The following is a 14,417-nucleotide window of genomic DNA, read 5'->3' on the forward strand; positions in this document are numbered from 1 at the left end:
TCTGTTACTTATGTTTCATATAAACATTTTTCACCTTTTTCACAGGAATCTGCGAACCACCGCGATCTAGAACGTTTTCGACCATCATCGCGACCATCAAACTTGGTGAATTGGTGTTGTAGGCTATGAACCAGCCGTTCTCCGTCCCTTTTTCACCTTGCTTTTGTTTAATTTCAGCGGTTCCGGTTTTACCTGCGAGCGGGTAGTCTGCCATTTCTGCCGAATGCGCCGTACCTCCTGAGTCACCGACGACCTTTCTTAACTGCGATGAAACTGTTGCAGCAATCTCAGGTGTGATGACTTGTTTTTCACTTTTTTCAGTGTCTAGGATCAGACTTGGTTTAATCATATTGCCACCGTTCACAAATGGAGTATAGGTCTGTAGTAAATGAACGATGCTCATTTGAATTTGTCCCTGACCGTAGCCGGAGTCTGCTAAGGCAATTTCTTTATCTAAATTACCAATGGTTGATGTTTCAAGCGGGAACGGATAATCTGACTCTTCTTCAAAGTCGAATTCCTTCAACCCAGCAGTGAGTGTGTCTTTGCCAATTCCTAATGCCGTCTGTGCAAAATAAATATTATCTGAGAACACCATAGCTTTTTCTAGATTAACTGGGTTAGCTTCGTGAACTCTCGTTACATAATAATTGCCCCATGAAGCACCCTTTTGCCATTTTAATCCCTTAATATCCATCGTTTGCTCTGGGGTAATAATGTTATTCTTTAGCCCGATAGACGCAGTAAGCGGCTTAAACACAGAACCCGGTGCATATGCCTTATTAAACCTGGTTGTCATCGGCTTTTGCGGATTTTCCTGAAGCTGTTTCCACTCGTCACTTGAGAAGCCTAGGGTGGCTTGATTTGGGTCAAATGATGGCGAGCTAACAAGTGCCAGCGTCTCACCAGTTACAGGGTCTATCGCCGCTCCTGCGCCTGCCTCACCAACAAGCTCTGCATAAAGGTTTCTCTGCAAATCGATATCAATGGTAAGCTTTATATCCTGACCATTTTCAACTGCCTTTTCAGCAAGTGTTTCCGTGCTGCCATCAGGTTTCTTAATGGTAATTTTAACGCCGCTTTTCCCTTTCAGCTGTTCGTCAAAAACTTCCTCAAGCCCTCTTTTTCCAATGAAATCTTTGCTTGTATAACCCTTATCCTTAAGCTTTTCGAGCTCTTCCGCGGTAATCGAGCCAACATAGCCAATCAAATGTGCCGCGGCTTCCTTATATGGATAAATGCGCGCTCCTACCTTTTTCGTTTGCACCGGTTCTAAGGCGACTAATTGAGCGATACGCTCCGTATCGTCCATCGATACCTTCTTTAACGGCACAAACAAATCCGGCTTCACCCAGCTGGCGGTAATAGCCTTCTCGATTTGCTCTGGTGTCATTTTTAACAGGCTGGAAAGCTGCTGAATAACAGGCTCCTTCTGTCCCTCAAGCTTACCTGGGACTACTCCGACTTCATATACCTGTCCATTCACAGCCAATCCATTGCCAGCACGGTCAAAAATTTGCCCGCGTGTTGGCGTTGTATTACTAATACCAATCTTGTCCCCATCCTTCAATTGTGGGAAGATATAGGTCGTGTTCCAATCGACATACCAATTGTTCTCTTTGTCTCGTTCTTCTTTTTTCATCTTAGCTTTGTGTGTAAATTGGATCTCGCCGGCAATACTGTTCATCGATGCGGAAAAATCATAATTGACAGTGTCTTCATCCTTTGCCAGCTCTTCTTCTTCGCCCGGTTTATCGAAGTTTATCTTGAGGTCTTTAATTTGCAGGTCATCGTAGATTTTTTGATAGCGGTTCGTAAAGTCTTCCTTCGAAATGACCTCTTTGGAACCCTCTGTGAGGTAATCATACATCTTATCAAACTTTTGTTCATTCCAAAGCTTTATGTAGGCGTCAAATCGATCCTGAGGCGTCGGCTCCTTGCTGCAGCCAGCTGCCACCATTACAAATAGTGCGGCCATGAACAGCAGCCTAATGATTTTTTTCAAAAAAACTCCCCCCTTTGATACCCATTTTAACATATTTAGGTAAAGGTTGTTTTTAGTTAGGATTGTAGTTAAGATCCTGAGGTTGATTTTTTAAGACAAAAAAAAAAGAGGAAGGTAGATTCCCCTTTCCCCTTTGTTACGATTAAGAGTTTGTTTTTTCTGTAGACTCAGAAGAATTGTCATCGGACGGTGTTCCTTCATCTGAAGGAGTTTCATCCTTTGATGGAGCTTCCTTTTTAGATGGAGCTTCTTCTTTAGAAGGAGTTTCTTCTTTTGCCGGAGCTTCTTCTTCACCAGTTGGTTCTTCTATCATTTGTTGCTTTGCGTTATCTACTGATTTTTGTTCCGTTGTATTTGCGTCATGTAAATCACTTACTGGTTTATTGAAAAACTTAGTAGGATTCACTGCTACACCATCTTTACGGATTTCAAAATGTACATGCGTTCCAGATTCTTCATCAAACAAGCTTTGTCCAGCCATGGCAATCACTTGTGATTGTTTAACTTTGTCGCCAACCTCAACCTTCACATCTTTAACCGATTGATATTGTGTTACAATACCTTTATCGTGTTCGATTTCAATGACATTACCTAGGGTAGCGTCTTCTTCCACTCTCGTAACGGTACCACTTAGGGCAGATACGACTTCGAATGTTTCGCCATCTTTAGATGTGAAGTCAACACCAGTATGCGGAACATACGTATTGTTGTAAAATACTAATGCTGCTTCCTGCTTTTCTTCACTTGCGTTGAAATCATAGAATTCCATTTTGACTACTGCAGTCATAGGATCTTTCACAGGCATTTTTAAGTTCTCTAAAGCTGAATTTACTTCAAGTGCCGGAGCGTCATTTTTCTTACCAGTTAGGTCTGAAGACTCGTAGCCGTACTTGTCTGTTGCGTTGTCGCTGCTTTGATACCAAAGAACTCCTGTCAGAATGATTGCTGCACTTGCAATATAAATGGCTGGAAATACCCAACGCTTCTTGAAAAAGCGTGTAACACTGGAACTTTGAGAAGATCGTTTGTTTTCTTCCTCTCTCATTTTCATCACCTCAGCAATCATTCTGAACAGATAAGTAGAATTATATACACTAGTGAAAAAATTTTTTCTGCTTATTTTTTGAATAACCCTATTTTTTTATGCATAAAGGAGGAAATTTTTTTGAAATACGTTTTACGACTGCTTCCCATTGCCTATATGGCCGCAATTTGGATTATGTCGAGCCTGCCATCCAATCACTTCGTCGAACTTCCGGATTCAGAGATTGACCATTTTATAAAAGAATCCCTGCATTTAATAGAGTTCGCGATTTTATATGTATTGCTAGTTTTGGCCTTCCTTACCCGCGAAGGTAAGTTTAGCGCGCGTTTAAACGTGCTCTGTGCCGTGATAGCGGGTCTTTACGGACTTACAGACGAGATCCACCAATCCTTCTACGCCTACCGCTCGGCGTCCTGGTTTGACCTCGTAAAAGACGTCACAGGGATCCTAGTGTGTTTCTATTTTATTCGCGGTGCGCTGTTCAAAGGCCGGTTTATGAGGTTAGGGAAGGTGCTTGGGTTCGTGAGGAAATTGTAATTGTAGCCACTGCGGGGTTCGTGGTGGTTTTTTATTTTGTTGTCGGTTGGTGGTAAACTCGGCCTTTGAACTTCCCTGTACATGGTAGATTCATGGCCGTAATCAATTTATGAATTATTTTTCGGGATTTGATTTGGAGTAGTTTGCGTGCCTCTGCGTTCGTAATAGAAGGTTTAATGAGAAGGAAATAATCGTAAATTTTTTGGTGGTGGGCCGTTTTGGATTTCATTTTGCATACGGGGCAGGCCCATGTTCCTGCATGATATCTCATCACAGCAGAGCTACATTTTGTATCGTGGCAATGGACACCTGTTTTTAAGTCTTCGGAGGTCAGCTTGAAGTGTTGCAAAAGGTCAGGGTTATCTGGGGTATTTTTTGCTAATAGAAGTCGATTCATTTTTCTTAATTCCTTTTCCTCTACGATTTCGCTTCTATATTGTTTTTCAATTTGCTCGATTTTCTCAATCAATTGCTCGCTGTTACAAACACTTCTACTGTATTTATGGTCATAATCGATATGTATTTTGGATTTTTCATTACTATTTACAAAAAGATAAAGGATTGGAATATCGGTAAAATGGTGTTCTGCCAACCAGCGTTTTAGCTTTATCGATTGCACTTTTGCTTGGAGGATAGGATTTTTAGTCCGTTTACCATCGATGGTTACCTGATTGAGCAGCTTGGCAAAATGCCAATCTTTTGATCTGTTTTTAACTTCTATTACGAGTATGAAACGGGGACATATAACAAGAATATCAATTTGGAAAAAATATTTTCCTAATGGAAGACGGATATCATGATAAATCCTATAATCTTCATTTGAAACCAGGTCCAAGTAGAACATAACCGACTCTTCCCCTCGAAAACCTAACAGCCAGTTGTTATATTGAGTTAAAATTTCGTACCTTTTCCAATGATTATCCACTACACTCCTTAAAAGCGCCTCAAACTTTTCCATTCTTAATGTTGGCTTGCAATCTTTCATGATCAATTGCATCATTCCTTTCTGTTTTCTAACTAATTCAGCTAATCTAGCAATGAATCCTGCTTAAACTTGTGTCAGATTTATGAGCATTGGTTGGATACGTGCCTTTTTTGGAGTTACATGCCAAATTTTTTGTTTATATGCCGTTTCCTAATTTTACGTGCCAAAATTCTGTTTTACGTGCCAAACTCACTAAAAAGCCTGGCCAATGCCGGGCTCAAGTCATTGTAATTGGATTATAAACAAGTTCGAGGCGATTTCTTTACCTTGTCCATTGACCTAGGTTTAAAAATAAATGACCTTTTTTAGGAAAATCCCGGATTCGTGCCGATTCTGGAAGTTACGTGCCAAATTTTTTGTTTATGTGCCGTTTCCTAAATTCACGTGCCAAAATCCTGTTTTACGTGCCAAACTCAACAAAAAGCCTGTCGAATGCCGGGCTCAGGTCATTGTAATTGGATTATAAACAAGTTCGAGGCGATTTCTTTACCTTGTCCATTGACCTAGGTTTGAAATAAATGACCTTTTTTAAGAAAATCCGCTTTCGTGCCGATTCTGGAATTTACGTGCCAAGTTTTTAGTTTATGTGCCGTTTTCTAATTTTACGTGCCAAAATCCTGTTTTACGTGCCAAACTCAACAAAAAGCCTGGCCAATGCCGGGCTCAAGTCATTGTAATTGGATTATAAACAAGTTCGAGGCGATTTCTTTACCTTCTCCATTGACCTAGGTCTAAAAATAAATGACCTTTTATAGGAAAATCCCGCTTTCGTGCCGATTCTGGAATTTACGTGCCAAGTTTTTAGTTTATGTGCCGTTTTCTAATTTTACGTGCCAAAATCCTGTTTTACGTGCCAAACTCAACAAAAAGCCTGGCCAATGCCGGGCTCAAGTCATTGTAACTGGATTATAAACAAGTTCGAGGCGATTTCTTTACCTTCTCCATTGACCTAGGTCTAAAAATAAATGACCTTTTATAGGAAAATCCCGCTTTCGTGCCGATTCTGGAATTTACGTGCCAAGTTTTTAGTTTATGTGCCGTTTCCTAAATATACGTGCCATAACAACCACTTTATGTGCCTGCCTACCCGCCCACCCAAACAAAAAAGCCAGCCCCAAGGCCTGACTTCTCCACAAACTTATTTCTGCGCCGTAATCGTCGCCAGCATGCTATCCGCCGAGGTCACTTCAACTCCCTGGTAGTAGTGCTTCACGATCTCTTGATAGTCCTTCCCATCCGCAGCCATGCCGTTTGCACCGTACTGGCTCATACCGACGCCGTGTCCGAAGCCGCGGGTGGTAATCACAATGCTGTTTCCTTTCCGTTCCCAATCAAAATCGGATGACCGTAAATCCAATTTTTCACGAATTTCTTTTCCGGTCAGGACCTTGCCGCTGAAATCGACTTTCGCGACCCGTTTGCCGGCAGTTCGCTCAACAATTTTTCCGATTGTCCCGCTTGCTCCCACCTTGACGCCAAGTGCCGCTTCGAATTGTTTGACGGTGACTTCCTTAACAGAATTGAATTTCGGAGATTTTTTGTCCCATGGGCTTGATACGCTGCGCAAGTATGGCATTTCATTATTCCAGTAATCCTCAGAGTTTTCCGTATAGCCATTACTAGTCGAGAAGAAGGAGGCGTCGATCGCTTGACCGTCATAGGTTAAGATTTGACCGCTTGTAGCGCGGACAGCTGAACGGATCTTGGCATAATTCGATTCAAATTCCATTCCCCAGTTAGTTCTCATTTCCGCTTCGCTAAGGTACACCTGATGGAGCTGGGTGTCCGTTACCTGTGCACCTTCAGGAACATCGACATTGTCTTTGCTGAGCATTTTTTTAACGATATAAGTCCTCGCTGTCAGAGCTTGAGCCTTCAAGGCTTCCTCCTTGAACTCAACCGGCATTTCAGCTGCAACCACCCCAACAAGATAGTCTTCTAGTGGAACGTTATCGATTTGTCCTTTAGTGGAGCGGTAGACTGCTACTTCTACTGCAGCGTCTGCTGTCGAATTGTTTGCAGTTTCGTTATTTGGGGCTTTGTCGGATAGGTCTTCACCTAATTTGCCGCTGACCTTCCCATCTCCAAATGGCAACACTAGAATCGCCGGAATGAGCAGGGTGAGGGCAAATAAGAATGACGCTAGTAGGATGAGTGGTTTGAATTTTTTCATGTAGGAGCCTCCAATTATGAAATTTGCGCACCCCAACCTGGGCTGCTTTCTCATTCCATCATATGGAGGCGGACAAGCATTTATGACTAAAAAAAGATGACTGAATTTTCTAACAAACACATATAAATATAATAAAACCGAAGAGGTATTCTCTTCGGCTCATAATTTTAAGCATTTAAATCTGTAATATAACTTTTTACTTCAGGAAAAACTTCCTCTGCTTCCTTCACGCGTTCAATATCAGCGCCTAATGAAGCTAATTTTCCATGGAAGTTTACGTAACCACGGTCTAAATGTTTTAATTCCGTTACGCGTGTATTACCTTCAGAAACTAACCCAGTTAAAATCAAAGCAGCTGCTGCACGAAGATCGGTTGAAGTAACTTCTGCACCTTGTAAGTTAGAAGGTCCGTTTAGAATAACAGAACGTCCTTCAATCTTAATATCGGCATTCATCCGGCGGAATTCCTCAACATGCATGAAGCGGTTTTCGAAAACCGTTTCTGTAATCATCGATGTGCCTTCTGCACGAAGCAGGAGCGCCATCATTTGTGATTGCATATCCGTTGGGAAGCCAGGATGCGGCATTGTTTTAATATCCACAGCTTTAAGTTTTTCAGGACCGATGACGCGGACGCCATCACCTTCTTCAATAATCGTAACGCCCATTTCTTCCATTTTTGCAATTAAAGAAGAAAGGTGTTCCGGAACTGCACCTTGTACCAATACATTTCCGCCTGTAATCGCACTAGCAACCATAAAGGTTCCTGCTTCGATACGGTCAGGAATGATGTTGTGGTCAGCACCAAACAGTATATCCACACCTTCAATACGAAGAGTGCCCGTGCCTGCGCCTCGGACATTTGCCCCCATTTTATTCAAGAAGTTCGCTAGGTCCACGATTTCAGGTTCCTTTGCTACGTTCTCTATGATAGTTGTTCCCTTAGCTAACGTTGCCGCCATCATAATATTTTCGGTTGCACCGACACTTGGGAAATCCAAGTAAATCTTTGCTCCCTTTAAGCGGCCGTCAACCTCTGCTTCGATAAATCCATTGCCAACCTTAACCTTTGCGCCCATTGCTTCAAAACCTTTAAGATGCTGGTCAATCGGTCTAGAACCAATCGCACATCCGCCTGGCAGTGCAACACGTGCACGGCCATTGCGCGCTAATAGTGAACCCATCACGAGGACAGATGCACGCATTTTACGAACATATTCAAACGGCGCTTCTTCTTTCAACACTCTAGATGCATCAACGACAACTGTATTATTGTCAAAGGCAACCTCTGCATTCAAGTTGCGCAATACTTCATTAATTGTGTATACATCGGAGAGTGTAGGTACATCACGAATTACACTTTTTCCGTCACTTGCTAATAATGTGGCAGCGAGTACAGGCAGGACCGCATTTTTTGCACCTTCTACTTTTACGGTTCCATTTAGCCTTTGTCCGCCGCGGACGATGATCTTTTCCAAGAGTATTCCCCTCCGCGTCCATTTTCTCTATATTAATATTCAATCGTAATGATTGGTGTGCCAACTACAATGGTAGTCTTTTTGCCCAATCCTTCGGAGCGTATCCCAATTTGTAAATTCATGTGCCGCGCTATGGAGTCTGAAAACATTGGCGAGTTCGCCGATACAGACATGAAATTATCCTCTTTTAACGCTTCGATTTCTTTTGCATTAAAAATTTCCATTAAATCACTTGCGATTGTCGGAACAGCTTTATCCATCTTATCATTGATGCTGCCCTTCATACCAGAGAAAACTGTTGGATTTTCTCGAAATATGTCTGAAAGCCTTTTTTTGACTTGATCCTTCGTGAAAAAGGACTCCATCTCCTTATTCCACTCGTTACCGCTGACCCTATATACTATATACGCATTAACAGGTTGTTTTGTGTGGGTGGCCATAATTTGAAGCATTTCTGTGTGGTGTGTAGAAGTTGGAGATACTGCTGTTACTTCCCATTTGTCGCTGGTCTCATTTGTAGACCAATCCCAATCAGGAAACTTTTGCTGAAGCTCCTTAACATATTCCTGCACTTCTTTCTCTGTAGTCAGGTCAACCAAATGCTCCCGTGCATAAAACGACCATTCTTCGAGCAAAATATCTTCTGTTTGAAAAGCGTCAGCTATTTTTACCAAATCCGGCTCACTGCCCGCAGCCGCCAACCGACTGCCAAGCACCGCTATCAAACCAACCATCATCATTAAACTTATGCTAAAAAGTACCTTTGTTTTTCTCTTCATCTCTACTCTCCCCCTTACTACCATTGTTACCAAGGGGAGGGATAGCATACTTGGGAAATGTCGACACTTTTGGACAAGCTTTTTGAAGCAGAAGATTTTTTTAAAAAACTCAATTCCTGCGTCAGATAGGTTCAAGTTTTTGCATTTCGTTACTCTCGTGAAGTCATTTTAATTTGCTTAACTATTTATCCATCTATTTTCTAAGTTGTTAACTTTTTCTTGAAGATTGCACTTTTTTTCACACAAAGAGAATTGTACTCAATTTTTGTTAAAAAAGATACATGTACGAAGACCTAAATTTTTACCAGTTGTATGTATTGTAAAATTAATGGCAGCTGTCTTGACCATGAAAGATAGTCTAGGAAAAAATTACTAACCGAAGATCCAATGAAAATTGCCAATAATATATACAGTAATCGCGCCTGGAAAACATGATTCGGTTTCAGCAGCTTATCTAAGCGAATCGACTGCAGCGCCCACCACGCCAACGCAATAAACACCAGATGCGAAAAAATACTTAACAACGCAACTTGTCCAAAATTCTCCATCAAACCCCTCCTTTAGGATCGGTGCCTTCTTCGGTGCCTGTCACCATTTATGCAAAAAAACGCCTTTATGCATAAATTGGTGCATACCATACTGACGGATGAAGTCCCTAAAAGTTTCGTTCTTATTATAGCAAATTTTTAACGCATTAACTGCCTAAACACTGCTTGTGTGTGTGCAATCAGTGTTTAGGCAGTTAATAAGTATATGAAACGTTTAAATTCCATTCCAAATCCTGCTGATTCTTAACGGAACGTAAACTCTGTCCCCTTGGATCTCCTTATGAATGATTGGATTTTTAAAGTATTGCATGAATGACTGGCTGTCGCTGTTTTTATGTCTGGCTCGTTTCCGCATACCTTTTAATTTCTCAACACACTGATTCGATTTTTTCATGATTATCTCACCTCATTATTTTTATAGTTACAAGATTTAAGCCAATGCAGTTGCAACAACAACGACTTTTCCATCATCCATTTGTTCTTCACACCGCTCCGCTGCTGCTTTAGATAACCCTAGTGACTCTAACTTTTTACGAAGTTCATCCCCTCGCGAACGAAATATGTTGGTAATTGATTCAAAAAATCCCTGCTCCCCAACACCTACAGCGCTTATGTTCAGTGCATCTGTGAGATGTTCAGACCGATTTTCGTCATGTGCGAATAAATAAATTTGATCCTTTGTAAAACCCTCCATCATGAAATGAGCGATTTCCCTTTTAGCCTCGAGTCCATTTTCTACAATTTTTACATTTTCCATATTTATTCCTCCTCATTCGTGATATCCCAGCTGATGTGTCAGCTTGTACCCGTTATATATCCGCATCTTTCCTCAACCAAACCAATTTTTTAAAAAAGTTTGAATTAAGAGATATCAGGGTACTTAACTTTTAGTTATTTAAAAAGGATTTTGGGAGGAATAAGATGAGGAAAAAGGCAGAGTTAATTACAAAGATTAGTTTGTTAAAACAAAAAATTGATCAGTGTCTGGATGACAGAGACCGGGAAGGATTTATTCAATTATCTTACGAATTAAAGGTTTGCCAGCGATATCTGGGAACGCTTATGAGCAACCCTCAAAACAGATTAAAGGGACAACTCGAACAAAATCGTGATAAGTTTTTCCATTTTTAAGTTTAGCTGCTGAAATTAGGGGTATTTAACAACCAAGCTCAATGAAAAATAGAAAGGAGAGATTTTCATGGGATTTATTTGGTCATTACTTATTGGAGGAATTATCGGTTGGTTAGCAGGTTTGATTCTGGGGCGTGATGTTCCGGGCGGTGTGATTGGAAATATCATTGCAGGGTTTATCGGGGCCTGGATTGGTTCTATGTTAGGTGGATGGGGACCTGTCATTGGAGGATTTTACATCTTACCAGCCCTCCTCGGTGCCATTGTCTTTGTACTAATCCTGAGCGTTGTGTTACGAATGATCAGAAAAAAAGCATAATAGAAAATGAAGAGAAGACTGCAAATGCTGCAGTCTTCTTTTTTACTGTTTAGAATCAGCTAGTGAGGATTATCAAAAATTGGTGGGCTGAGTTTGTTAGGACGATAAACAATCGATATATGCAGATAAAAAAGATTTTAGGCAGGTAAGCGAGCAAAATCCGCAGATAGAAGAAGCATTTTGGCAGGTAACATTAAAAAGGGAACGAACATCCACGCTTCCATCCAGCCTCCGAGCTTAATTTCGTGCGAAATATCCATATTTAGGAAAATTAAATACCTAATCCAGGCCGCAGCCTGGATTTTTCAGGGACTTGCTGGCTTGCTGAATTTGTTAGGACGATAAACAATCGATATATGCAGATAAAAAAGATTTTAGGCAGGTACGCGAGCAAAATCCGCAGATAGAAGAAGCATTTTGGCAGATAAGATCAAAAAGGAAACGAACATCCACGCTTCCATCCAGCCTCCCAGCCTTTTTTTGTACGAAATATCCATATATAGGAAAATTAAATACCTAATCCAGGCCACAGCCTGGCTTTTTCAGCGACGAGCTGGCTTGCTGTATTTGTTTGGACGATAAACAATGACAATATGCAGATAAAAAAGATTTTAAGCAGGTAAGCGAGCAAAATCCGCAGATAGAAGAAGCATTTTGGCAGATAAGATCAAAAAGGAAACGAACATCCACGCTTCCATCCAGCCTCCGAGCTTAATTCCGCCCCCAATATCCATATATAGGAAAATTAAATACCTAATCCAGGTCGCAGCCTGGCTTTTTCATCCACTTGCAGGCTTGCTGTATTTGTTAGGACGATAAACAATGACAATATGCAGATAAAATGAAATCTATGCAGGTAATCAACTGAAATCCGCAGGTAAAGGCCACCTTTTGGCAGGTAAGCGAATTTACAAAAGTTTATCTCCACAATTACCTAAAAAGACACCCGTTAAGGTGTCTCTGGACCATATTACAGCAAACCCGAAAACAGCCGGGCAAAGGACTCCTTCCATTTTACGCCGAAACCTCTTTTGTAAAACGCAACCGGCCTTATCCGCTTGCATTCTTTCAGGTCTTCTTCAAAATGGGTAACAAGGTCGCGGATGCTGCCTGAGCCTGATAAGAATAGATTAACCTCAAAATTCAAGTGAAAACTGCGCAGATCCATATTCGCTGTTCCAATCGTGGCCATATCTCCATCAACAATAATTACTTTTTTATGTAAGAAGCCTTTTTGGTAGGTGTAGAGTTCAACTCCTGCACGAAGAAGCTCAGGAAAGTAAGATTGAGTGGCATATTGGGTTAGAAAACCATCATTGCTCTCAGGCACCATAAGCCGTACTTGAATGCCCTTTTTCGCCGCTACCCGCAGTGCTGTCATAATTGCCCGATTCGGAATAAAGTACGGTGTTGCAATCCAAATCGATTCAGTTGCGCTCGTGATCATCGCATAAAAATGATCGCCCATGTCCCTGGTTTCCGGTCCACTAGCGACTACATGGACGAGACCATCCCCATCTACTGGCGCGGGCTGTAGGTAACGTGGATCTTCAAACAACGTATCTCCGCAGACATACTTCCAATCTAATGAAAAAACGGCATGTAATGTCTGGACTGCTTCTCCTTCCAGCAAAACATGCGTATCACACCAAAACCCAAACTTATCATCTTCACCAAGATACTCCACTCCCACATTCAAGCCGCCGACAAAGCCAATTTTTCCATCAATGACAATGATTTTTCGATGATTGCGGAAATTAAACTTTTGCGTAAACCATCCGAACTTCAGCGGCAGAAAAGGGTGAATTTGAATCCCAGAGTCGGCCATTTTCCTTTTATCCTGTTCGGAAAGTGCGAAACTGCCGAACGCGTCGTAAATAAGCCTGACCTCCACTCCTTCCTGTACTTTCTCGGTCAAGATCTCCATCAGCTCCTGCCCCAGCCGGTCATAACGAAATATATAATACTCTAAATGAATAAAGTCCTTGGCTTCTTTCAACCGCCTTTTCACCTCTTCAAAGGTTTCCTCGCCGTTTTTTAAAATTTTGGTCCTCGTATTCTGGCTTTGATTTGTTAGGGTCACCCGTTCGAGATAGCTGACAAAACCTCGTTGATGGTCATTAAGCATGGCCGGCACCTCAACCGGCCGCTTGTTTTTACCGAGTGTCTCGAACAGCTCACGGTCGCTTGCACGCTTGCTTTTAAAAAGGGCCCCTTTAAAGAGTAATTGGCCAGTATAGATATAGAAAAAATAACCTAATACGGGTACAAAAATTAACAGGCATGTCCATAACAGCGTTTTCGCTACAGGCCGATTTTGAAGCCATAACCTCGCCACCGTGCTTAAAACAATACCTGCATACAAACTGATACATATTGCTTTCCACCAAACAGGGAATCTTGTAAAAAGAACCATCCAGCAGAAGAAAAACATAATTATGACAAAGAAAATCTCGATTCTTATTTTCATCCAGTTCCCCTCACAGTCTTTTTAAAAATAAATACCCTTTCAACAACCCTATCAAACATAAAAAAGATGCCTGGCTCAGCTCAGGCATCTACTTTTTTGCGATAAATCTTTTCACAAGAATTGAATTCTACATATTTCATACCCTTCGGTGTACCGAGAAGCGATTCTTTACTTCCCAGTCCAATAAATCCGCCCTCGGCCAGGCTGTCATAAAACAGACCATGTACTTGCTGCTGAAGGGTGTTATCAAAATAAATCATGACATTGCGGCATAGTATCACATGAAATTCATTAAACGAGCTGTCGCTCACCAAATTGTGCTGGGCAAAAATGAGGTTCTCGTTCAAGCTGGGTGAAAAATAAGCAAACTGATTGTCCGTGGTATAGTATTCAGAAAACGCCATTTTCCCACCAGCTTTTAGGTAATTTTTCGTATATTGCTGCATCTTTTTCAGCGGAAATGCTCCCTTTTGTGCTGCCATCAGGGCTTTATCATTCATATCGGTTGCGTAGATTCTTGTTTTCTCCCAAAGCCCCTCCTCCTGCAGCAGGATCGCCATAGAATAAACCTCTTCACCTGTCGCACAGCCCGCATGCCAAATTCGGATTTCAGGAAGCTCCCGCAGGAGAGGCACCACTTCGTTCCGAAATGCCGCAAAAAAACTAGGATCTCGGTACATTTCCGTCATTCGGATAGAAAAATCATTCAACAGGCGCTCCAAAACTCCTGGTTCGTGGAGCACCTTTTCCAATAATGCCGTAATGGTCGGAAGCCTCTCCGCCTTCATCCGGTTTAGGATCCTTCGGCAAATGGAACCCCTGACATAGCCTCGGAAGTCATATCCATACATTTGATACAAGCCCTCAAGCAGCAATTTGATTTCGATTTCCTGAAGCTCAGTTGGCTCTAGCTGATTGATGTTTGTTACGATTTCCTTGGTTGCTTC

General features: G+C 41.7%; 17 protein-coding genes. 3 read left to right on the top strand and 14 right to left on the bottom strand.

The window, feature by feature from the left end:
* Positions 1-4: 4 nt before the first annotated feature.
* Complete coding sequence (locus F4694_RS13155; protein ID WP_179598543.1) at positions 5-2,005, bottom strand: penicillin-binding transpeptidase domain-containing protein; 2,001 nt, start codon at positions 2,003-2,005, stop codon at positions 5-7.
* Between the two features lie 142 nt (positions 2,006-2,147).
* On the bottom strand, positions 2,148-3,050 hold the full coding sequence (locus F4694_RS13160) for a M23 family metallopeptidase (protein WP_179598544.1): 903 nt from the start codon (positions 3,048-3,050) through the stop codon (positions 2,148-2,150).
* 120 nt (positions 3,051-3,170) lie between these two features.
* Between F4694_RS13160 and F4694_RS13165 the strand changes: the two genes are divergently transcribed.
* The gene (locus F4694_RS13165) at positions 3,171-3,587 is read left to right on the top strand and encodes a VanZ family protein (RefSeq protein ID WP_257029227.1); all 417 of its coding nucleotides are present in this window, start codon (positions 3,171-3,173) and stop codon (positions 3,585-3,587) included.
* Positions 3,588-3,618: 31 nt separating this feature from the next.
* Here the strand turns inward: F4694_RS13165 and F4694_RS13170 are convergent, their stop codons facing one another.
* The 7 genes from F4694_RS13170 to F4694_RS13200 all read right to left on the bottom strand — a co-directional run bounded on the left by F4694_RS13170 (position 3,619) and on the right by F4694_RS13200 (position 10,307).
* Positions 3,619-4,587, bottom strand: a complete 969-nt coding sequence (locus F4694_RS13170) for a nuclease-related domain-containing protein (RefSeq protein ID WP_218895645.1) — start codon at positions 4,585-4,587, stop codon at positions 3,619-3,621.
* A 1,123-nt stretch (positions 4,588-5,710) separates the two neighbouring features.
* The gene (spoIID, locus tag F4694_RS13175; RefSeq protein WP_179598548.1) at positions 5,711-6,745 is read right to left on the bottom strand and encodes a stage II sporulation protein D; all 1,035 of its coding nucleotides are present in this window, start codon (positions 6,743-6,745) and stop codon (positions 5,711-5,713) included.
* A gap of 167 nt (positions 6,746-6,912) precedes the next feature.
* Positions 6,913-8,223 (bottom strand): UDP-N-acetylglucosamine 1-carboxyvinyltransferase, encoded by a 1,311-nt coding sequence (gene murA / locus F4694_RS13180; RefSeq protein WP_179598550.1) that lies wholly within the window; start codon positions 8,221-8,223, stop codon positions 6,913-6,915.
* A 32-nt stretch (positions 8,224-8,255) separates the two neighbouring features.
* Positions 8,256-9,002: a YwmB family TATA-box binding protein gene (locus F4694_RS13185; RefSeq protein WP_257029228.1), complete on the bottom strand. Its 747-nt coding sequence runs from the start codon at positions 9,000-9,002 to the stop codon at positions 8,256-8,258.
* 293 nt (positions 9,003-9,295) lie between these two features.
* Positions 9,296-9,553 (bottom strand): DUF1146 family protein, encoded by a 258-nt coding sequence (locus F4694_RS13190; RefSeq protein ID WP_179598553.1) that lies wholly within the window; start codon positions 9,551-9,553, stop codon positions 9,296-9,298.
* A 211-nt stretch (positions 9,554-9,764) separates the two neighbouring features.
* On the bottom strand, positions 9,765-9,944 hold the full coding sequence (locus tag F4694_RS13195) for a hypothetical protein (protein WP_179598555.1): 180 nt from the start codon (positions 9,942-9,944) through the stop codon (positions 9,765-9,767).
* A 36-nt stretch (positions 9,945-9,980) separates the two neighbouring features.
* Positions 9,981-10,307 carry a YflT domain-containing protein gene (locus tag F4694_RS13200; RefSeq protein ID WP_179598557.1) on the bottom strand — a complete coding sequence of 109 codons (327 nt, stop codon included), beginning with the start codon at positions 10,305-10,307 and terminating at the stop codon, positions 9,981-9,983.
* A gap of 164 nt (positions 10,308-10,471) precedes the next feature.
* Between F4694_RS13200 and F4694_RS13205 the strand changes: the two genes are divergently transcribed.
* Both F4694_RS13205 and F4694_RS13210 read left to right on the top strand, forming a co-directional pair.
* Complete coding sequence (locus tag F4694_RS13205) at positions 10,472-10,681, top strand: IDEAL domain-containing protein (protein WP_179598559.1); 210 nt, start codon at positions 10,472-10,474, stop codon at positions 10,679-10,681.
* A 67-nt stretch (positions 10,682-10,748) separates the two neighbouring features.
* Positions 10,749-11,000 (top strand): GlsB/YeaQ/YmgE family stress response membrane protein, encoded by a 252-nt coding sequence (locus F4694_RS13210; protein ID WP_179598562.1) that lies wholly within the window; start codon positions 10,749-10,751, stop codon positions 10,998-11,000.
* Positions 11,001-11,137: 137 nt separating this feature from the next.
* Here F4694_RS13210 and F4694_RS32165 read toward each other — a convergent pair whose 3' ends face one another.
* The 5 genes from F4694_RS32165 to F4694_RS13220 all read right to left on the bottom strand — a co-directional run bounded on the left by F4694_RS32165 (position 11,138) and on the right by F4694_RS13220 (position 14,402).
* On the bottom strand, positions 11,138-11,260 hold the full coding sequence (locus tag F4694_RS32165; protein WP_257029229.1) for a hypothetical protein: 123 nt from the start codon (positions 11,258-11,260) through the stop codon (positions 11,138-11,140).
* Positions 11,261-11,374: 114 nt separating this feature from the next.
* Positions 11,375-11,497: a hypothetical protein gene (locus F4694_RS32170; protein WP_257029230.1), complete on the bottom strand. Its 123-nt coding sequence runs from the start codon at positions 11,495-11,497 to the stop codon at positions 11,375-11,377.
* A gap of 114 nt (positions 11,498-11,611) precedes the next feature.
* Positions 11,612-11,734 (bottom strand): hypothetical protein, encoded by a 123-nt coding sequence (locus tag F4694_RS32175; protein WP_257029231.1) that lies wholly within the window; start codon positions 11,732-11,734, stop codon positions 11,612-11,614.
* A gap of 236 nt (positions 11,735-11,970) precedes the next feature.
* Positions 11,971-13,470, bottom strand: coding sequence for a cardiolipin synthase (cls, locus tag F4694_RS13215; RefSeq protein WP_179598564.1), 1,500 nt, complete (start codon positions 13,468-13,470; stop codon positions 11,971-11,973).
* Positions 13,471-13,550: 80 nt separating this feature from the next.
* Positions 13,551-14,402: a CheR family methyltransferase gene (locus F4694_RS13220; protein WP_308806347.1), complete on the bottom strand. Its 852-nt coding sequence runs from the start codon at positions 14,400-14,402 to the stop codon at positions 13,551-13,553.
* Positions 14,403-14,417 lie beyond the last annotated feature (15 nt).

The sequence above is a fragment of the Neobacillus driksii genome (genome assembly GCF_013409995.1).
Classification (GTDB): Bacteria; Bacillota; Bacilli; order Bacillales; family Cytobacillaceae; genus Neobacillus; species Neobacillus driksii.

Excerpts from the sequence above, each read along its gene's own strand:
- F4694_RS13160 (WP_179598544.1), bottom strand. The coding sequence starts at position 3,050 with ATGAGAGAGGAAGAAAACAAACGATCTTCTCAAAGTTCCAGTGTTACA.
- F4694_RS13205 (WP_179598559.1), top strand. The coding sequence starts at position 10,472 with ATGAGGAAAAAGGCAGAGTTAATTACAAAGATTAGTTTGTTAAAACAA.
- F4694_RS13200 (WP_179598557.1), bottom strand. The coding sequence starts at position 10,307 with ATGGAAAATGTAAAAATTGTAGAAAATGGACTCGAGGCTAAAAGGGAA.
- F4694_RS13195 (WP_179598555.1), bottom strand. The coding sequence starts at position 9,944 with ATGAAAAAATCGAATCAGTGTGTTGAGAAATTAAAAGGTATGCGGAAA.
- F4694_RS32165 (WP_257029229.1), bottom strand. The coding sequence starts at position 11,260 with ATGGATATTTCGCACGAAATTAAGCTCGGAGGCTGGATGGAAGCGTGG.
- F4694_RS32170 (WP_257029230.1), bottom strand. The coding sequence starts at position 11,497 with ATGGATATTTCGTACAAAAAAAGGCTGGGAGGCTGGATGGAAGCGTGG.
- F4694_RS32175 (WP_257029231.1), bottom strand. The coding sequence starts at position 11,734 with ATGGATATTGGGGGCGGAATTAAGCTCGGAGGCTGGATGGAAGCGTGG.
- F4694_RS13185 (WP_257029228.1), bottom strand. The coding sequence starts at position 9,002 with ATGAAGAGAAAAACAAAGGTACTTTTTAGCATAAGTTTAATGATGATG.
- spoIID (WP_179598548.1), bottom strand. The coding sequence starts at position 6,745 with ATGAAAAAATTCAAACCACTCATCCTACTAGCGTCATTCTTATTTGCC.
- cls (WP_179598564.1), bottom strand. The coding sequence starts at position 13,470 with ATGAAAATAAGAATCGAGATTTTCTTTGTCATAATTATGTTTTTCTTC.
- F4694_RS13210 (WP_179598562.1), top strand. The coding sequence starts at position 10,749 with ATGGGATTTATTTGGTCATTACTTATTGGAGGAATTATCGGTTGGTTA.
- F4694_RS13170 (WP_218895645.1), bottom strand. The coding sequence starts at position 4,587 with ATGATGCAATTGATCATGAAAGATTGCAAGCCAACATTAAGAATGGAA.